The sequence below is a fragment of the Enterococcus sp. DIV0800 genome, assembly GCF_050559735.1.
GTDB classification, from domain to species: Bacteria; Bacillota; Bacilli; order Lactobacillales; family Enterococcaceae; genus Enterococcus_A; species Enterococcus_A devriesei.
In genome coordinates this window covers 1,832,325-1,852,294 of the sequence record NZ_CP187898.1, presented here as the reverse complement: position 1 = coordinate 1,852,294, position 19,970 = coordinate 1,832,325, and the positions used below count along the sequence as shown (strand labels likewise).

Genomic DNA, 19,970 nt, shown 5'->3' with positions numbered 1-19,970 from the left:
TATGGAAAAAAAAGTCCGTTTTTATCGTTCAGTCAATTTCAAGATTGCTTTTTCTTTTATCTTGATTTTGTTGATTTCGATTGAAATCATCGGCGCGTATTTTATTCGTGGACTTGAAAAATCAACGATCGATACCTTTACCAAAGATATGAATCAACGAGTGGCTAATTTGAGTACGACATTAGGTGCCACTATGACAGAAGATAGTGACAATGAATCAGATCAGATTCAGCGCATTCTTGAGAACAACAACGCTTCCGATATTACCGATATGTGGGTTGTTGATGACAAGGGAATCGTTCTAGCCACCAATGATGTGGGGCAAAAGGATTCGATTGTCGGTAAAAAGAATGAGTACAGTGATATCGATGATTTTTCAATGAAGCAATATGTAACGCTTGATGACAATAATAAACGGGTATATATCAATGTCCAACCTATTCAGTCCCCGACCGGCGATTCGGCTGTGATCGGGGCTCTTTATGTTAAGAGTGACATTGAACAAAAATATACCGAGATCAGCAACACTGCGTTGATCTTCTTTACCGCCTCGATGATCGCCGGCTTGATTTCCATCGTAGTGGCTTTATTAGTAGCCCGATCGATTACCAAACCAATCAAAGAGATGCAGAAGCAAGCCGTGCGAATCGCCCAAGGGGACTATTCCGAAAAGGTTGAGGTCCACGGGCATGATGAATTGAGTCAATTGGCAGAAACCTTTAACAAGTTATCCGATCGAATCGAAGACGCTCAAGATACTATGGAAGCCGAGCGGAATCGTTTGGACAGCGTTTTGACCCATATGACTGACGGTGTTATTGCTACGGATCGTCGCGGCAAGGTCATTACGATCAACGAGATGGCGTTGTCTTTATTAGATGTCACGAGTGAATCAGCGATCGGTCAATCGATTTTGACTTTGTTGGAGCTAGATGAAGAATATACTTTGCGGAAATTACTAGAGACACCGGAAGAGATTTTGATCAACCGTTCTAAATCTGAGGCTGATGAAGACCGCATGACCTTGCGTTCTGATTTCGCGATGATTCGTCGTGAATCAGGGTTTATTAGTGGATTAGTTGTCGTTTTACACGATGTTACTGAACAGGAGAAAACGGCAGAGGAACGGCGTCATTTCGTGTCGAATGTCTCTCATGAATTACGGACCCCATTAACGAGTGTGCGGAGCTATTTGGAAGCCTTAGAGGAAGGCGCTTGGCAAGACGAAAAGATCGCACCTGATTTTATTCGTGTGACCTTAGGCGAGACTGATCGGATGATCCGGATGATTAACGATCTATTGAATCTTTCTCGGATGGATTCCGGTGCACAGCAAATGGATTTGGAATTAGTCAATTTCAATGAGCTAGTCGATTATATTTTGGATCGCTTTGACATGATGGTGACGAGTCAAGAGAAAAAATATCGAATTATTCGCGAGTTTACGGAACGTGATTTATGGGTAGAAATCGATACCGACAAGATTATGCAAGTCATCGATAATATCATGAACAACGCGATTAAGTATTCACCAGATGGTGGGAAGATTGAAGTTCATTTGATGGAAACCCATAACAACGTCGTTTTGGGGATTTCAGATGAAGGACTAGGGATTCCTAAAAAAGATTTGGAAAAAGTCTTCGAACGTTTCTATCGAGTCGACAAGGCAAGAGCTCGGAAACAAGGCGGGACCGGCCTAGGGTTAGCAATCTCAAAAGAAGTGATGAAAGCTCACCAAGGGCAGATTTGGGTTGAAAGTGTTGAAGGAAAAGGCTCGACCTTCTACATTTCTTTACCATATGAACCTTATGAGGAGGATATTTGGGAATGAAACTATCAGAAAAAATCATTCGCGTAGCCCTTCTCCTATTGATCTTAATTAGCTTGGCTTTGACTTATGCTATCTGGCTCAGCCCCACCGCCAAAATTGCCGAGGTAAATACTAGTAAGCAAGCTGTGAAAAATGATCAAAACTACGCGAAAGCGACGGATGCTTTTTTACCGATTCGTGGGATTTGGGATTTAGCAGACGGAAAATATCAGACGAGCAGTGAGAATCTATTAGCGACGACACAAGCTCGTTTGACTGAAAGTACCTTTGGCCAACTGCAGCAAGTAGCAGAAGGCGAAGAAGAAATCCAAAGCTATTATAGTTTGGATCACGGCATCGAATTGAATTATGAAGGCGGGTTTTCACTGACTGAGTACGTTAAAGTTTTCGATATGCCTATCAGTTTAAAAGCCTTGAAGGATGCGGATAGTATCTCTTTTTCGAAAATTCAAATCGATTTTTCAAAGAAAAAGATTCGCTTTTTGAATTATCATAAAAATATCGTTTACGAAGCCTCAATCTCAGCTGATTTTTCCAGCTTGGAAACAATTTATCAAAAAAATCAAAACCGTTACTTGGCGATGACAGAAGAGAATTCATTGATTCCTCGTTTATTGCGGACGAAAGAACAGGTTCGGTTGAAAAAATACAGCTATATTTTAACGACACAATCGTACTCTCTTTTCCGTAATGCCTTTTTCCAAAATCCAGATCAGGCGAAAGGTGAGGAAGAAGAAAGCGGGGCCCGTTCATTTGTCAGTGGTCACGAAGAGATCATGATGGACGAGCAAAAACGACTGGTCACTTTTACCGGCGAGTTGCCAGAGGATTTGGAAGATGAAAGCGTCTATAGCCAGACCTTTAATTATGTCAGCCGTCTAGGTACAGCAGTGGGTAATTTGCGCTATTTCGACCATCAAGATGGGAAAATAAATTATCGAATCTTCGTCGAAGGCTATCCGATCTTCAGTCAGTCTTCTAAAGGGAAAATGAGTGTAACGATCGACCCATCAAATACGGCAACGGTTCCGCAAGTCAAAATCGAAACTAGTATGGATACGGTCCAAGTCCCGATCCCTTCAGATGAAGAGGTTGAATTGCCAAGTACCTTGGAAATCGAAACGAATTTAGCGGCGGCCGGGATCGATTTAAGTAAAATAAAAAGTTTTATAATCGGCTATACGTGGCAAGATATCGACGGGGTAAATAAGCTGGTTGCTTTGACTCCAGAGTGGTTCGTCAAATATGAAGATACTTGGTATTCAGCAAATCAAATGATGCTAGGTAATTTTGAAACGGAGGCGAGCTAGATGGATTTTAGAAAAATTGAATGGATCTTCTTTTTCGTTTTCATCGGATTGAATATTTTTCTTTTCAGTATTTTCTGGAGTAATCAACATGAGCAAAGCTTAGTCACCAATTCAAACCAGCGGGAAGATATCATTCATCGATTAAAAAATGACGATATCGAGTTAAATGAGAAAATCTCTGATGAACATCGCGAAGGGTATTACTTAAGCGCCGAACAAGATGATTTTCAAGCGTTATTATCAGAGCCTTCCAATCAGACAATTGCGCAAACAGCCAGTGTTTCTGACAAAATTTTAACGGATTATCCCAGTCAAAATCGGGAGTTCGATTTAAAGGCAACGCAGAAAAGTTTTAATCAACTGATGCAGGAAAACACTTTTATTATGGACGGCCAACAGTATTCTTATTTACCGGATATTTCAAAAAAGGAAAATGAGCTCGCTAAAATTGTCGGTGCTCAGTCTTATGAAGGAATTCCCTTTATGGATGAGACTTCACGGGTGACTTTAGACGTCGAGAAATCTGATGGCGAAGTACAAGTCTTGAAATATACGCAAACTCGGTTGAAAGAGATCGAGCCATTACGGGAAAAGATGTCGCTTTATTCAGAAAAAGAAATCTTGAACACTTTGTATATCAATAATAATATCCCGGCAAAATCCACGATCACGAATGTTTATCTAGGCTATTTTAGAACCTTGGAAGTACGAGAGAAAAATGTTTATGTGCCTGTCTGGTTTGTTAAAATTAGAACCGCGGACAAGACGACACAGATTGAAAAGGTCAACGCTTTGAACAATCAAGTGATCACGAATAATTTAGTTCCAAAGGTGGAAAATCCATAAAAAGGGTTGTATACTGAGGACAGTTTTAAAAGAGAGGACCAATTGCTCATGTTAGAAATGAATCAGGCCTTCAATGTCAGTGTCTTGGCAAGCGGCAGTACCGGCAATTCTTTATACCTTGAGAGTCCGAAAAAACGAATCTTGGTAGATGCTGGTTTAAGCGGGAAGAAAATCACTTCGTTATTAGCAGAGGTCGATCGAAAACCGGAAGATCTGGATGCAATCTTAGTTACCCACGAACACCGCGACCATATTCATGGCGTTGGGGTCTTAGCAAGAAAATATAAATTACCTGTTTATGCGAATGAAAAAACCTGGGAAGCGATGGCTCCTTTAATCGGGAAAGTTGATGTTGAACAGAAGCAGATCTTTGAAATGGGAAAAGTTTTGACTTTCGGAGATTTAGATATCGAAAGTTTTGGTGTGTCTCACGATGCGGCAGCGCCACAATTTTATCGCTTTTACAAAGATGGTCATTCGTTTGTGATGTTGACGGATACGGGCTATGCCAGTGAACATTTGCGTGGAACGATTCGTGATGCAGATGCTTACTTAGTCGAAAGCAATCACGATTTAGAAATGCTACGGATGGGGGCGTATCCTTGGAGCCTGAAGCAGCGTATCTTAGGCGATCGCGGGCATTTATCCAACGATGATGGAGCATTAGTCATGACAGACATTCTCGGTGATCGAACCAAACGAATCTACTTAGGGCATTTAAGTAGAGAGAACAATATGAAGGAATTGGCTCATATGACGATGGAGGAGACTTTGACTCGTTACGATCTGGGTGTCAATCATCAATTCCAAATCTTTGATACAGATCCAGATAGTGCCACAGAATTATTTGCTATTTAAAATAGTTACTAAAGTGTTTAGAAGACGGCAGGCCGATCTCCTAAACACTTTTTTGTTTGCTCTTTTCATCTTTTAACAACCAAGCATTTTTAAATAATAAGGTCGGAAAAAAATGAGAATCATACAAATTATTTTTATTTCATGATGATTTTGGTACGAGTAAGAACGATTCTCACTAGAATCGATTGTGAAAGCGCTTTATATAAGGGTATAATAATAACAAATAATAGAGAGGGGAAAATCATTTCTCAAAGGTTAATAGAAATGATTTTCACAAGTAATAATATTGATATTAAGAGATAAAATAAAGTTTAATTCACTAATAAAATAAAGATTGTTCGTTTCTTCACATTACAAAGGAGGATAGTCTATGGATACATTGGTCAAAGCGATTGCAAAATTTAAGGGAGGCGTCAAAGTTCCTCATAATAAAAATACCGCGGAATACGAGAGCGTTTTTATGGAACCTCCTGAAATTGTGACGATCCCTATGCAGCAACATATTGGTGGTCCTTGTAAACCGATAGTAAAGAAAGGGGATATTGTCACTGTTGGTCAGGTGATTGGTGATTCAGAGGCGTTTGTCTCCGCTCCGATCCATGCTTCGGTATCCGGCAAAGTGAAAGGAATCAAGCCTGTGTTGATGGCAAATGGACAAACCTGTGAAGCAATCCATCTAAAAAGTGACGGCTTACCGGTTGAATTTCCTGAACCACGTCCGATTGAGATTCATTCAAAAGCAGATTTGCTAAAAGCCGCTCGCGACAGCGGTCTCGTTGGAATCGGGGGCGCAGGTTTTCCGATGCATGTAAAGCTTGCCGTCAAAGAGGACACGCCAATTGATACGCTGGTTATTAATGGCGCTGAATGCGAGCCCTTTATTACGTCGGATTATCGTGAAAGCCTAGAATATCCAGATCGAATCATTGCTGGAATGCAGCTAGTGATGAAGTATTTGAATATCCGACATGGTGTCATTGGGATCGAAAGCAACAAGCCAAAAGGACTGAAAAGGCTGCGGGATCATTTGAATGAGCTGGCGGAGCTTGATCCGACAATCGATGTAATGGAGATTCCTTCATTATATCCGCAAGGGGCAGAAAAAATGCTGGTATATGCCACAACTGGTCGAAAAATCCCACCAGGAAAGCTTCCTTCTGAAGTAGGCTGCTTGATTATGAATATCTCAACGATTTCACTTTTGCAGCGGTATATCGAGATTGGCATGCCCTTGACCCATAAAAGAATCACCATAGATGGAAATGTTGCCCAACCGAAAAATGTTGTTGTACCGATTGGAACGCCAATTGGCGAAGTCATTGACTATTGCGGCGGCTTGGTCGATGAGCCTAGCAAAATAATTCTAGGAGGCCCGATGATGGGGATCGCCCAATTTTCAATGGACTTACCGATCACGAAGCAAACGAATGCTATTACGATTCTATCAGCGGCGCAAAGTTTGCCGGAGGAGTCTCCTTGCATCCGCTGCGGAAGCTGTGTCACTGCTTGTCCAATGTCGCTTCTGCCGGTGCAGATTGAACGTTGCACCAATAATAAGGATGTAGAGGGGCTGAGAAAGCTGAATGTTTCAGCCTGTATGGAGTGCGGCTGCTGTGCATTTGTCTGTCCGGCAGGCCGTAGACTTGTCCAAACAATGAAGCAAGCCAAACGAATGGAAAGGGAGGCTGTTCAATGAACAAATTACCTGTTTCCATCTCGCCTCACCTACACTGCGGGCGCAGTACCCACAATATCATGCTGGATGTGATTATCGCGTTGATTCCAGCAATGATCGCTGCTACCATTATTTTTGGATTTCGCGCACTTATGTTGATTATCGTCACCGTGGGGGCTTGTGTTTTAAGTGAATATTTAACGAGGAAAATCTTGAAGCGGTCTGACACGATCCACAATTTAACCGCGGTCGTTACCGGGATTTTACTGGCATTAAACTTGCCGGTAACACTGCCCTTTTGGATGGCTGCTTTAGGTGGAGTGATCGCCATTGTAATTGTGAAGGAATTTTTTGGCGGAGTTGGGCAAAATTTTGTCAATCCCGCGATTACCGCCCGGATCATTTTAATGATGTCCTTTGCGTCACAAATGAGTACGTGGCAGCCGCCGTTAAATTATTATATGTTTCGCCCGGATGTGATTTCATCGGCGTCATATTTTTCAGCTTCGCAAACCGGACAAAAAATTCCTTCGCTGCTGGATATGTTTTTAGGGATTCGTGCAGGGAGTTTAGGTGAGACTTGTGCCTTGGCATTGCTGATCGGAGGAGTCTATTTGGTCGCTCGTAAGGTGATATCACCTGTGATTCCACTTTGTTTTATCGGGACCGTGGTTATCTTAGCTACTTTACTAGGAGGAAATCCGTTGTATCAACTAATGTCCGGCGGGTTATTGCTAGGTGCTATTTTTATGGCAACGGACTATACGACTTCTCCAGTCACCAAAAATGGAAAGATCATCTTCGGTGTCGGCTGTGGCATCATAACTGTCTTGATTCGTTTCTTTGCGGCGTTGCCTGAAGGAGTATCTTACGCGATTTTATTAATGAACATCCTCGTTCCTCATATCGAGCATTTAACGATTCCAAAAGTTTTTGGTGAGGAGGCGAAGATAAAATGAAGCATTCAAAGGTGATCTTACTAGATACACTGTGTCTCTTTGTGATTTGCCTCGTGGTGACCTTTGCCGTTGCCGGGACTCGCTCGGCTTTCAAGGAGCGAATCGCTAAGCAAGAATGGGCACAAACCCAAACGGTCATGAAAAAATTGATCAAAGCGCAGGACTTTCAGGAAGAAAAATTAGCTGGGGGACAACAGGCGTATAAAGCACTTGATCCAAATGGTAAGATTCTAGGTTACCTTTTTATTACCGAAGCCTATGGTTATGGCAGTGAGGTCAGTGTTATGAGTGCCATAACCGATGGAAAAGTTGTCGGTGTGGATATTTTGGATGCGTCAAATGAAACACCTGGATTGGGGCAAAACGTCACAAAAAAAGAGTTTGTTGATCAATTTTCCAATCTCCAAGGTTCACCAGAAATTGTCAAAAGTGCCCCTACTAGTGAAAATCAAGTAGAAGCGGTCACCGGTGCAACCAAATCGTCAACAGCCGTTGTGAAATCAGTCGAGAAAGCACTTGCTCTTTTTGATCAAGTCGCTGACTCAGAGAAATAAGGGGGAGAAGGAATGGAAAACGAAAAGAAATTCGCCATTTTTACTAAAGGATTAATTAAAGAAAATCCGGTTCTTCGCCTAATGTTAGGCACTTGTCCCACCTTGGCTGTGACGACATCGGCAATGAATGGCTTGGGGATGGGGATCGCCGCTACGATTGTCTTGTTAGGTTCCAACATCGTTATTTCGCTTTTACGAAAAGTGATTCCCGATCGGGTAAGAATCCCCGCCTTTATTACGATCATCGCAGGTTTTGTAACAGTGGTTCAATTGCTGGTAAAAGCTTTGGCACCAGCGCTAGATGCGACCTTGGGGATTTATTTGCCGCTGATCGTAGTAAACTGCATCATTCTTGGTCGGGCAGAAGCTTATGCGAAGAATCATCCAGTCATCCAATCTGCTTTAGACGGTTTGGGGATGGGGGTGGGCTTCACCATGGCGCTTTTTTGTATGGGAGGCATCCGGGAATTATTAGGTAGCGGGACCTTATTAGGTTTTTCCATCACTGCCGGGGTTGTTCCGCCAATGACGATTATGCTGCTGCCGCCAGGAGGATTCTTTGTATTTGGCATGCTTGTCATGGTAGCGAATAAACTTAGCGACCGCGAGAGCAAGGAAATAGATTGCTCCGCCTGTCCAATTGCCGAAGCTTGTACCACGATTTGTGAAGAAAAGGCGGGTGAGGACTAATGCAGGCCTTTGTTACTATTTTAGTTGCTGGGATTCTAACGGATAATTTTGTTTTGTCGCAATTTTTAGGGATCTGTCCTTTTCTAGGTGTATCAAAAAAATTGGATACTGCTGTAGGAATGTCTTTAGCGGTTACTTTTGTTATGGTTTTAGCGACCTTAGTGACGTATCCGATCTACAGTGCTTTGCTGATTCCAATGGGGTTGGACTATTTACAAACGATTGTGTTCATCCTGACGATTGCCGCACTTGTTCAGTTGGTGGAAGTCGTGATGAAACGCTATATGACACCTTTGTACAATGCTTTGGGTATCTATCTGCCTTTAATTACAACCAACTGCGCAGTACTAGGCGTAACGATTTTGAACTTTTCGAAAAATTATAGCTTTATTCAATCGATAGTTAACGCTTTTGCTGCTGGCATCGGATTTTTAGTCGCAATGGTGATTTTTGCAGGCGTTCGCGGTCGATTAGAGGGCAACGACATTCCTAAATCATTACAAGGATTGCCGATCACTTTGATTGCGGCAGCAATCGTCGCATTATCATTTTTAGGTTTTGCGGGATTAGCAGAAGGATTGTTCCGCTAAATCTGTTGATTGAAGGAAATTGCAGGAATCATTCAGACAAAATAGGGGGGACGTAAATGACGGAGATCATGTTACCCATTGGTATCGTCAGTGGAATGGGATTGATCGCAGGAGTGATCCTTTCACTAGCCACGATCATTTTTCATAAGCCAGTCGATGAGAAAGAAGAAGCACTAAGAGAAGCGTTGCCCGGGATTAACTGCGGGGCCTGCGGCTTTTCCGGTTGTGATGGGTATGCAAAAGCCATGGCGCAAGGCCAGGCCGGCGCAACCAACTGTACACCTGGCGGAGCCTCCACACGGACAGCTTTGTCCGCGATTTTAGGTGTAGAAGTTGGAGAGGTAGATAGAGTCGCCGCCTTTGTTCGTTGCAATGGAACGTGCGAATTTACGAATAAGAAAATGGATTATGCAGGAACGAGTACTTGTTATGGTGCCAATCAAATCTTTGGTGGTCCGCAAGCCTGTCAATTTGGCTGTATGGGCTTTGGTGATTGCCAGACTGTCTGTGATTATGATGCGATCGAAGTAGTGGATGGGATCGCGAAGATTGATTCAGAAAAATGTGTCGGTTGTCTAAAGTGTATCGCGGTATGTCCGAAAAACTTAATCAAGATGCTGCCCGCCGAAAATACTTCGATCGTGGCTTGCTCTAATCAGGAAAAAGGCGGAGGAGTACGTAAAATCTGTGATGTCGGCTGTATTACTTGTAATCGTTGTGTGAAGACCTGTTCGCAAAAAGCCATCAAAATGGTCAACAATGTAGCGGTGATTGATCCGGAGCTCTGTATTAATTGTGGCGAGTGCGTAGAAATTTGTCCGCAAAATTGTATTGTAGAGATGACTAAAAAGAAAGTTGTTCACAGTTAATCGCAAAAATGGAAGGAGCATCCTCGATTGGTTGAAGATGCTCCTTCCATTTTTAGGGATATTAATGATAAACGCTGAAGTGCTCTTTCTCGTGTTTTGGCGTGATCACTTCATCGATCATTGCGACCGCGTAATCGGCCATGCTGATTTCGCTTTTTCCAGCAGCATTTTTTCGTAAATATTCATCACTAACTTGATATTGACCGGTTCGTTCACCGTCAGGAATAAAATTTGCGGCAGGGCTTAAATAAGTCCAGTCTAAATCTTGCTGCTCTTTTAGCTCAAGAAATGCTTGGTACATATTGTAGGCTGTTGGATAGTAAACTGCGTTAGGATCAGAAAGATCAATCATGCGATGCTCCTCATCAACGAACAAAGAGGATGTTCCACCAACGACTAGTAGACGCGTTTGACTGCCCTTTAACAAGTCGGTTAGATGGCGTAATGAAGTTTGATGCAGAAATTCTTTGCCCACCGGTGGGCGAAAGGCATCAATGACAACATCAAAATAAGTTAGGTCCTGTGTTGTTAATTCAAATAAATCTTTGACTAAAATAGGAACCTTTACTTCTAACTTTTCTGGATGGCGCACGATCGCAGTTACCGCTAAATCACGATTCAGCGCTTCTTTTAATAGGTGTGAGCCGGCATTGCCGGTAGCACCAATAATTGCTACTTTCATCAAAAAACCTCCTTAAACTGATTGCTTAATATCAGTTTAAGGAGGTTTTTCTAAAAAGGCAAAAGATTAGTGCTGAATCAACTTATCTGAATGAACAGCGAGCTGGGTCAGAATCACTAATAAGTTCATACCGACATGGGTGATCATGGAGGTCCAAATTCGTCCGCTATAACGATACATGCCGCAGAATAAGAAGCCCAGCCCCGCATACAAAAGATAGTGGCCATCGTTATGGGCGAAGGCAAACAACAGCGAACTGAGTAGTGCTGGAATGAGAAAGCCGAATCTTTTTTCTAGTGATCCGAAAATTGCACGCCGGAAAACGAATTCTTCCATAATTGGACCAGCGATAGTAGTAGCGAAAATGAAGACCATATTGTTCATGATCAAATCCACAATATTTTGCGTATTTTGAGAAGTAGCGGATTGACCTAGGAAGCGCTGCTCAATTTGCAAAATAAGCATTTGCAAGAGTAGCGAAGCCGGTATACCAATGATGCCAATCAAAATGGCGATCAGGACTTTTTTTTGTTGAGACTCGATGCCGAAGAGCTGAGACTTGTAACGATAAAAGATCATCAACGCCGCCCCTAAGAAATAAGTCAACGTTGTCAGCTGAATAATTTGCGAGGGATTTGCGCGAAAGACTTGCAAAAAGATCACGGGCGAGAACAAAACTAAGCCATAAGTAAAGATCGTAATAAAGCTATATTTTTTTGCGTTCATTATTTTTCCTTTCTAAACTCTTATTGTTCCCAAGTATACCATAATTCCTATAAAAACTTAGCGGGAGAAAAATCGAAAAAGACAAACGAAGGACTTGCAAAAAGAATCGAAAATGAGTATGATAATAACTGTGAGTTAGCACTCTAAGTTATCGAGTGCTAACAACTTGAATATCATTACTAGTTGGAGGGATTTATCGTGTTAAAACCATTAGGTGATCGTGTCATTCTTGAAGTAACTCAAGAAGAAGAAAAAACAGTTGGAGGTTTAGTCTTAGCTTCTGCAGCCAAAGAAAAACCACAAACAGCAAAAGTTGTCGCTGTCGGTGAAGGCAATGTACTAGAAAACGGTCAAAAAAGTCCAATGCCAGTAGCTGTTGGTGATATGGTAATGTTTGAAAAATATTCTGGGACAGAAGTAAAATATGACGGCAGTGAATACTTGATTATCGCTGCAAAAGATATTATGGCAATCGTCGAATAAAAATAATGAGGTGAAGAAATTATGACAAAAGAAATCAAATTTTCTGAAGACGCACGCGCAGCAATGCTTCGTGGGGTAGACAAATTAGCAGATACAGTGAAAGTAACATTAGGGCCAAAAGGACGTAATGTTGTTTTAGAAAAATCATATGGTTCTCCATTGATCACAAATGATGGGGTCACTATCGCAAAAGATATCGAATTAGAAGACCACTTTGAAAACATGGGCGCTAAGCTTGTTTCTGAAGTTGCTTCAAAAACCAACGATATCGCTGGTGACGGAACAACTACAGCCACCGTTTTGACTCAAGCAATCGTTCGTGAAGGCTTGAAAAACGTGACTGCCGGCGCAAACCCAATGGGAATTCGTCGCGGGATCGAAATGGCAACCAAAGCAGCTGTTGAAGAATTACACAGCATTTCTAAAGTCGTTGACTCAAAAGATGCTATTGCACAAGTTGCGGCCGTTTCATCTGGCAGTGAAGAAGTCGGTAAATTGATCGCTGAAGCAATGGAAAAAGTTGGTAACGATGGCGTTATTACCATTGAAGAATCTAAAGGGATCGATACAGAATTAGATGTTGTTGAAGGGATGCAATTCGATCGAGGTTACTTATCTCAATATATGGTAACTGACAACGATAAAATGGAAGCTGCTTTAGAAAATCCATACATCTTGATCACCGACAAGAAAATCTCGAACATCCAAGATATCTTGCCATTGTTAGAACAAGTGTTGCAACAATCCCGTTCATTATTGATCATCGCTGACGATGTTGATGGTGAAGCATTACCAACCTTAGTCTTGAACAAGATCCGTGGAACATTTAACGTTGTGGCAGTGAAAGCTCCTGGTTTTGGCGATCGTCGCAAAGCAATGCTTGAAGACATCGCGATCTTGACTGGTGCGACGGTCATTACTGAAGACTTAGGTTTAGATCTTAAAGAAGCTACAATCGAAAACTTGGGGACAGCTGGTAAAGTCGTTGTTGATAAAGACAATACTACGATCGTTGAAGGATCAGGTGACAAAGAACGCTTGACTGAACGCGTAGAATTAATTAAACGTCAAATCAGTGAAACAACTTCTGATTTTGACCGTGAAAAATTACAAGAACGTCTAGCAAAACTTGCTGGCGGAGTTGCCGTCGTTAAAGTTGGTGCGGCGACTGAAACAGAATTAAAAGAATTAAAATTACGAATCGAAGACGCTTTGAATTCAACTCGTGCGGCTGTTGAAGAAGGAATCGTTGCCGGCGGTGGTACTGCCTTAGTCAACGTGATTAAGAAGGTCGCAGATTTAGATGCTGAAGGCGATGCCGCTACTGGTATCAAGATCGTGGTTCGAGCATTAGAAGAACCCGTTCGTCAAATCGCTGAAAATGCTGGCTTTGAAGGCTCAGTCGTTATCGACAAATTGAAAAATGCTGATCGTGGCACTGGTTTCAATGCAGCCTCTGGTGAATATGTTGATATGATCGATGCCGGAATCGTTGACCCAACGAAAGTAACTCGTTCAGCATTGCAAAATGCAGCCTCTGTTTCAGCACTATTATTAACAACTGAAGCAGTTGTTGCTGACAAACCGGTTGAAGGTGGCGCGGCAGCCCCTGCAATGGACCCATCAATGATGGGTGGCATGATGTAGCATAGCCGAATAATTTAGCGTCATCGGAAAATTCCGGTGATGCTTTTTTGCTCTTTGATTGGTCGTTAGTGCTTTTTTTGAAAGTGAACGATTATGTTCGAGCGTTTAAAAAATAATCATGGTTTTTTACTTATTTTTTAGGAAAAAAATCTTTTTGTTTATCAAAAATGCTTCCATTCCTATGTTAAAATTAGACTGTTGACGATGAATAAAATATCAAAGGAGCTAATTGTATGAAATTAATTGAGACACCTTTAAATAGCAATGTAAATTTAGAAACACTGTATCCAAATCTTATGCAGCATATGTTTAATAATCGTAAGGCAATCAAATTATTGAAATTGTATGCCTATGACCGGACAAAAATCATTTACGCAGATCGCTTTGACACGATCACGTTGTTACTTTTGAATCGCCAGCGGAAGATCAGTCATCAAGAGGTAGATACGATTATTCATCGCTTATTGAAAGTTGATCGTCAAGCGGTAACTGTTGATGTCGGCTATAAAAAACAAATCTTAGAAGCTGGCATGCGGCCGAAGGAAAGCTACAAAGACATTATCGCAATAGAATACCAAGTTCCACAACAATAGTTTCGAAAAGAAAGACTGGCGGTCTTTCTTTTTTTTTATGAATGCAAGCTTTGGTCAGGAAAGCTTGTAATCCCGAGTTAGCTCCTCTTGTGATATAATATTTAAAATAGTTTAGATTACTAAAACAAATAAGGAGCATGATTATGAAAAAGTTGTACGAAGATGACAGTTTGACCCTCCATACGGACCTTTATCAAATCAATATGATGAAAACCTATTGGGAGACTGGACGTGCCGATCTTCATGCGGTATTCGAATGTTATTTCCGTAATATGCCATTCGATAACGGTTATGTCATCTTTGCGGGATTGGAACGATTGGTTAATTATTTGGAAGAATTAAGCTTTAGTGAAAGTGATTTAGCGTATTTAAAAGAGGTCGAAGGCTATCCAGATGCTTTTATTGATTACCTGCGAGAGTTTAAATTCACTTGTACCGTACGTTCAGCGATCGAAGGCGAGTTGGTTTTTAGTAATGAGCCGATCATTCAAGTGGAAGGTTCATTATTACAATGCCAACTAGTTGAGACAGCGTTGTTAAATATTGTTAATTTCCAAACGTTGATCGCTACGAAATCAGCCCGAATTAAATCTGTGATTGGCGATGATCCCTTATTAGAATTTGGAACACGGCGGGCGCAAGAATTAGATGCGGCGCTTTGGGGGACACGAGCAGCTTACATTGGTGGAGCAGATGCTACTAGTAACGTGCGAGCAGGCAAGATTTTTGGTATTCCTGACAGTGGGACCCACGCCCATTCTTTAGTCCAATCTTACGGCAATGACTATGATGCCTTTAAAGCCTATGCACAAACGCATCGTGATTGTGTCTTTTTAGTGGATACTTATGATACGTTAAATTCAGGTGTTCCAAACGCCATCAAAGTGGCGAAAGAAATGGGGGACCAGATTAATTTCTTAGGTGTTCGTATCGACAGCGGCGATATGGCGTACATTTCTAAACGCGTCCGCCAACAATTAGACGAAGCTGGTTTTCCTGATGCGAAAGTCTATGCTTCAAATGATTTAGATGAAAGTACGATTCTGAATTTGAAAATGCAGCATGCGAAGATTGATGTTTGGGGTGTAGGAACTAAACTGATCACCGCTTACGACCAACCGGCATTAGGCGCAGTCTTTAAACTTGTCTCGATCGAAAACGAGAAGGGTGAAATGATGGATACCATCAAGCTTTCCAGCAACGCTGAAAAAGTCACGACACCAGGTAAAAAACAAGTTTGGCGGATCACCCGTAATTCTGACGGCAAATCAGAAGGAGATTATGTGACTTTGTGGGATGAAGACCCACGAGATGAAAGTGAAATCTTCATGTTCCATCCGGTCTACACCTACATCAATAAGACGGTGCGTAATTTCGAAGCACGGCCAATTTTACAAGATATTTTTGTCGATGGGAAATTGGTGTATGAATTGCCAGATTTGGAAGTGGTGAAACAAACTGCCAAAGATAGCTTGGATTCATTGTGGGAAGAATATAAACGTGATTTGAATCCGCAAAAATATCCAGTGGACCTTTCGACAGATTGCTGGAACCATAAAAATAAAATCATGGATCAAGTTCGCAATTCTGTGAAGAAAATGCAGCAAGACGATTAGGAGTTGATAGTTTATGACAGTACAAACAACGATTATTAAAGAACTAGGTGTAAAACCGACGATCGATCCTAAAGCTGAGATTCGGACGAGCATTGAATTTTTGAAGGCTTACTTAACTAAAAATCCTTTTTTAAAAACACTTGTGTTAGGAATCAGTGGCGGACAAGATTCTTCATTAGCAGGTCGTCTAGCGCAATTAGCGATTGAAGAACTACGAGCTGAGACTGATGACGATAGCTATAAATTTATTGCTGTTCGTTTGCCTTATGGCGAGCAAGCTGATGAGGCGGACGCGAAACGAGCCTTGGACTTTATCCAACCCGATGTCAGCTTACGGGTAAATATCAAAGGAGCGGTCGATGCGCAAGTCGCTGCACTTGAAGAAGCGGGTATCACAATCAGCGACTTCAATAAAGGCAATATCAAAGCACGGCAACGGATGATCACTCAATACGGTATCGCTGGTGACAATCAAGGAGCCGTAGTGGGTACGGACCATGCCGCAGAAAATGTGACTGGCTTCTTTACTAAATTTGGCGACGGCGGAGCGGATATCTTACCGTTGTTCCGCTTGAACAAACGGCAAGGGAAAATGCTGCTGAAAGAGCTAGGCGCCGATGAAGCGTTGTATTTGAAGGTTCCAACCGCCGACTTAGAAGATGGCAAGCCATTAGTTGCCGATGAAGTCGCCTTAGGTGTCACGTATGACAATATTGATGACTACCTTGAAGGAAAAAATATTGATCCAAAAGCCCAAACAACGATTGAAAATTGGTGGAATAAAACCCAACACAAACGCCATTTACCAATTTCCGTCTTTGATGATTTTTGGAAATAATCAATAAGCTTAGTAGGGATGATTCCCCGCTAAGCTTATTTTTGTCAGTCCAACTTTTTGCAAGATATTGAGTTCAGGTGTACGATCATTGCTTATTTGAATTATGAAGTGAGTAGTTTAGTTGGATGATATGCGCAGCGAGAATAGAAATTATTTTTCGGTTTTTGAAAAATAAACACTTAAAAACGAACTAGCTGTCAGTCCAACTTTTCGCAAGATATTGAGTTCAGGCGCACGATCATTGCTTATTTGAATTATGAAGTGAGTAGTTTAGTTGGATGATATGCGTACGAAGATAAAAAAATTTTTCGTGGTTTCCGAAAAAAGAATTCTATTGTCTGAGTTAGCTGTCAGTCCAACTTTTTGCTCTGTGCGGGAAATACTTTTTTTAAATTGCGAAGTCGGCTTTTTATTTAGCGGCTAGAAATGTACACGAAGATAATTTTTCCCGTCCACCAATCGCAAACTATTTATTCATTTAAAATAAAAGTAGATTCCTTTCAGCTCCTTTACTTTCTATTGAATTCTCGTTAAAATACCTAGTGATTCATGGATGGGAGCGACTTATGGAAAAAATACGAAAGATTCCTTGGGGGCTAGTGGGAAAAGTTTTAGGTGTAGTCCTGTTTATTATTTGTTCAAATTTATTTTTACAATTAACACAAAATGATTTTTCCTTTGACTTAGCTTTTAAATTCGCGTTTTCTTGGCATACGGAAAAATTTTTCTTGGGATGTTTGGTATTATTGATCTTCTTTGGCTGGATCAGTAGCTTCTTGGGGTCTTTACGGATTGGCGGGCTTTTTTATTCGCTACTGCTGATTGGGATCGGGATCGCTAATTATTTAAAAATGACCTATCGAATGGAGCCAATTTATCCCAATGATTTGAAAATGGTGATCGAATTTGGCATGATCCGGGATATGATCAGCACGCCTTTATTTCTTTTGTTCTTGCTACTGTTAGCCGCTGGCGTGGTTTTGATTTTAGTGAGTTTGAAAAAAAGTATTCGCTTAAAAAAACAGCGACAATGGGTGCGAGTCGGTATCTTTCTATTAACGAGCGGCTTGCTTTTTTATATTGGTGGTTTCAATAATCAAAACAATCTTTTACGTAAAGCTTACAATCAAACCGCGTTGTGGATTCCTTATAGTCAAAAAATGAATTACTACAATACCGGCTTTATGGGTGGCTTTTTGTATAACTTACCGGTGGAAGCGATGAATCAGCCACAAGGCTATTCAGCGAGTGCGATCAAAAAAATTACTAAAAGCTATCAACCGGCTGAATCAGAGACAACGACCGACAAGCCGAATATTGTGTATGTCATGAGTGAAAGCTTTTCTGATCCTAGTCGTTTGAAGGGGTTGGAAATCTTAGGTGGCGATCCTTTACAGGCATATCGTGGAGTCGCGGATCAAACTTATAGCGGCCAAATGTTGTCGCAAAATTATGGCGGTGGGACGGCTAATATTGAATTCGAAGCATTGACTGGTTTTTCAATGGAATTGTTCAATGCACAAATGTCTACCCCGTATACGATGCTAGTACCGAAGTTCGAGCGTTTTCCTTCATTGGTCAGCACGTTGGAAAAAAGAGGCTACCAAACGACTGCGATTCATCCTTACAATACATCGATGTATAAACGTAAAGATGTGTATCAAACTTTTGGCTTCGATCAATTTTTAGATGAAGAAACGATGAAGCATCAAGCTAAGATCGAAGACAATCCGTATATTTCAGATGAGGCGGCCTATAATGAAGTTTACGATCATTTGACGAATCAGGAAAAACCGCAGTTTCTTCATTTGGTCACGATGCAGACCCATATGCCTTATGAAAATAAATACAGCGAACTGCCTTATCTGGCTCGTGGAGAGAATACCACCGCTTTGCGTAGTTATATGCAGGACATTGCATACAGCAGTCAAGCGCTGCAAGCCTTTCTAAAAAAATTAGATGATCTGCCAGAGCGGACGCTAGTAGTTTTTTGGGGAGATCATTTGCCGGGGATCTACTCAGACGAGATTCAGGCGAAAAATCAAGGACCACGCTTACATGAGACCGAATTTTTAATGTATGACAATCGTCATCAATTGAATAATCAACGAACGGTCACGAGTCCTTTTTATTTTGGCGCAGATCTGTTCCAGCAAGGACGCCTGCAAATGACTGGCTTCCAAGAACTATTGGTTCATTTACAAAAAGAGCTTCCAGCTTTTGAAAAAGGTATGTATTACCAAGCGGGGAATTGGAATAAAGAAGTCAAATTGAATCAAAAGCAGGAGAAAATTTACCAAGACTATCAAATGATTCAGTATGATATCACGACGGGAAAACAGTATAGTTTGAAGGAGAATTTCTTTGACTAGAATGAAGGAGCAGCTATGTCATTTAAAAAGAAAGACAATCAGAGTTATTACAATCCAATGCGGCGCGCAATTTTAAATCATCAGATGATCGAGCCTGGCGACAAAGTGGCGATCGGTATGAGCGGCGGCAAAGACAGCACGACCTTACTGGTATTGCTAGATCGCATCCGCCGTCAACGTCGCTTAGGTTTTGATTTTGAGATTGTGCCGATCACACTTGATATGGGCTTTGAGGATTGCGATATTACGCCGATGCAGGAATTTGTGGAAAGCATGGGTTATGAACTTGAAATTGTTCCGACGAATATCGCTAAGGTGGTCTTTGAGATTCGTGAAGAAAAATCGCCTTGTTCTCTTTGCGCCAAGCTGCGGCGCGGGATTTTATATAATCGCGCCAGCGAATTGGGTTGTCAAAAAGTGGCGTTAGGTCATCACGTGGATGATGCCCTTGAAACCTATTTTATGAACTTTTTGTTTCACGGACGACTGAACAGCTTTGAACCGAAAAGCTATTTAACGAAGACAAAAGTAACACTGATCCGGCCAATGATCTATTTGGAAGAAAAACAAATTATCCGTTTTGTGAAACGCGAGGAGCTGCCGGTGATTTTTAATCCGTGTCCTGTGGATAAAAAAACTAAGCGAGAAGAGATCAAAAAACTCGTGACCAATTTGGCTCAAGAGTACCCAGCGATTCGGGAAAAATTCATAATGGGCATGGAGCAAGGATCTGCTGAAGATTTCTGGGTAAAAACCTGTCATGAAAGCCTTTTAAATTGATGGGTTCCAGAATAAAAGACTGTATTTCTCTCTTTCCTCATGATATAATTT

Annotated in this window: 19 protein-coding genes; 17 read left to right on the top strand and 2 right to left on the bottom strand. The window is 41.5% G+C overall.

The genetic code is table 11. The features are described from left to right. Position 1 precedes the first annotated feature (1 nt). The 10 genes from walK (at position 2) to IGI54_RS08990 (ending at position 10,182) form a co-directional block, all read left to right on the top strand. Positions 2-1,831, top strand: a complete 1,830-nt coding sequence (gene walK, locus IGI54_RS09035; protein ID WP_071860759.1) for a cell wall metabolism sensor histidine kinase WalK — start codon at positions 2-4, stop codon at positions 1,829-1,831. Next, positions 1,828-3,141 carry a YycH family regulatory protein gene (locus IGI54_RS09030; RefSeq protein ID WP_379945817.1) on the top strand — a complete coding sequence of 438 codons (1,314 nt, stop codon included), beginning with the start codon at positions 1,828-1,830 and terminating at the stop codon, positions 3,139-3,141. Before walK ends, IGI54_RS09030 begins: the two co-directional genes overlap by 4 nt. Further along, positions 3,142-3,987, top strand: a complete 846-nt coding sequence (locus IGI54_RS09025; RefSeq protein ID WP_216428344.1) for a two-component system regulatory protein YycI — start codon at positions 3,142-3,144, stop codon at positions 3,985-3,987. It begins immediately after the preceding gene. Between the two features lie 48 nt (positions 3,988-4,035). Continuing rightward, positions 4,036-4,845 carry an MBL fold metallo-hydrolase gene (locus IGI54_RS09020; protein WP_071860762.1) on the top strand — a complete coding sequence of 270 codons (810 nt, stop codon included), beginning with the start codon at positions 4,036-4,038 and terminating at the stop codon, positions 4,843-4,845. A gap of 370 nt (positions 4,846-5,215) precedes the next feature. Beyond that, entirely contained in the window at positions 5,216-6,541 is a 1,326-nt protein-coding gene (gene rsxC / locus IGI54_RS09015) for an electron transport complex subunit RsxC (protein ID WP_430620501.1), read from the top strand. Next, positions 6,538-7,479, top strand: a complete 942-nt coding sequence (locus IGI54_RS09010) for an RnfABCDGE type electron transport complex subunit D (protein WP_430620500.1) — start codon at positions 6,538-6,540, stop codon at positions 7,477-7,479. The genes rsxC and IGI54_RS09010 overlap by 4 nt, the downstream gene beginning before the upstream one ends. Beyond that, positions 7,476-8,033, top strand: coding sequence for an FMN-binding protein (locus IGI54_RS09005; protein ID WP_430620499.1), 558 nt, complete (start codon positions 7,476-7,478; stop codon positions 8,031-8,033). Before IGI54_RS09010 ends, IGI54_RS09005 begins: the two co-directional genes overlap by 4 nt. Before the next feature lie 12 nt (positions 8,034-8,045). Next, positions 8,046-8,723 (top strand): electron transport complex subunit RsxE, encoded by a 678-nt coding sequence (gene rsxE, locus IGI54_RS09000; protein ID WP_430620498.1) that lies wholly within the window; start codon positions 8,046-8,048, stop codon positions 8,721-8,723. After that, the gene (locus IGI54_RS08995) at positions 8,723-9,313 is read left to right on the top strand and encodes an electron transport complex protein RnfA (RefSeq protein ID WP_430620497.1); all 591 of its coding nucleotides are present in this window, start codon (positions 8,723-8,725) and stop codon (positions 9,311-9,313) included. The genes rsxE and IGI54_RS08995 overlap by 1 nt, the downstream gene beginning before the upstream one ends. 56 nt (positions 9,314-9,369) lie before the next feature. Then, a complete protein-coding gene (locus IGI54_RS08990; RefSeq protein WP_430620496.1) occupies positions 9,370-10,182 on the top strand; it encodes an RnfABCDGE type electron transport complex subunit B in 813 nt (270 codons plus the stop codon). Positions 10,183-10,243: 61 nt separating this feature from the next. Here IGI54_RS08990 and IGI54_RS08985 read toward each other — a convergent pair whose 3' ends face one another. Both IGI54_RS08985 and IGI54_RS08980 read right to left on the bottom strand, forming a co-directional pair. After that, positions 10,244-10,864, bottom strand: coding sequence for an NAD(P)-dependent oxidoreductase (locus IGI54_RS08985; RefSeq protein ID WP_071860769.1), 621 nt, complete (start codon positions 10,862-10,864; stop codon positions 10,244-10,246). A 66-nt stretch (positions 10,865-10,930) separates the two neighbouring features. Then, a complete protein-coding gene (locus IGI54_RS08980) occupies positions 10,931-11,590 on the bottom strand; it encodes a CPBP family intramembrane glutamic endopeptidase (RefSeq protein ID WP_216428355.1) in 660 nt (219 codons plus the stop codon). A 198-nt stretch (positions 11,591-11,788) separates the two neighbouring features. On the opposite strand from IGI54_RS08980, the gene groES reads away from it, so the two are divergent. The 7 genes from groES to IGI54_RS08945 all read left to right on the top strand — a co-directional run bounded on the left by groES (position 11,789) and on the right by IGI54_RS08945 (position 19,919). Continuing rightward, positions 11,789-12,073 (top strand): co-chaperone GroES, encoded by a 285-nt coding sequence (groES, locus tag IGI54_RS08975; protein WP_071860771.1) that lies wholly within the window; start codon positions 11,789-11,791, stop codon positions 12,071-12,073. 21 nt (positions 12,074-12,094) lie between these two features. Then, positions 12,095-13,720 (top strand): chaperonin GroEL, encoded by a 1,626-nt coding sequence (gene groL / locus IGI54_RS08970; protein WP_430620495.1) that lies wholly within the window; start codon positions 12,095-12,097, stop codon positions 13,718-13,720. 233 nt (positions 13,721-13,953) lie between these two features. Beyond that, positions 13,954-14,313 carry a DUF1827 family protein gene (locus IGI54_RS08965; RefSeq protein WP_071860773.1) on the top strand — a complete coding sequence of 120 codons (360 nt, stop codon included), beginning with the start codon at positions 13,954-13,956 and terminating at the stop codon, positions 14,311-14,313. A 143-nt stretch (positions 14,314-14,456) separates the two neighbouring features. Beyond that, positions 14,457-15,929 carry a nicotinate phosphoribosyltransferase gene (locus IGI54_RS08960; protein WP_430620494.1) on the top strand — a complete coding sequence of 491 codons (1,473 nt, stop codon included), beginning with the start codon at positions 14,457-14,459 and terminating at the stop codon, positions 15,927-15,929. 13 nt (positions 15,930-15,942) lie between these two features. Then, positions 15,943-16,767 carry an ammonia-dependent NAD(+) synthetase gene (gene nadE / locus IGI54_RS08955; protein WP_313629954.1) on the top strand — a complete coding sequence of 275 codons (825 nt, stop codon included), beginning with the start codon at positions 15,943-15,945 and terminating at the stop codon, positions 16,765-16,767. Between the two features lie 566 nt (positions 16,768-17,333). Then, positions 17,334-19,139 carry an LTA synthase family protein gene (locus IGI54_RS08950; RefSeq protein WP_430620493.1) on the top strand — a complete coding sequence of 602 codons (1,806 nt, stop codon included), beginning with the start codon at positions 17,334-17,336 and terminating at the stop codon, positions 19,137-19,139. Positions 19,140-19,154: 15 nt separating this feature from the next. After that, positions 19,155-19,919 (top strand): tRNA 2-thiocytidine biosynthesis TtcA family protein, encoded by a 765-nt coding sequence (locus IGI54_RS08945; RefSeq protein WP_216428363.1) that lies wholly within the window; start codon positions 19,155-19,157, stop codon positions 19,917-19,919. Positions 19,920-19,970 lie beyond the last annotated feature (51 nt).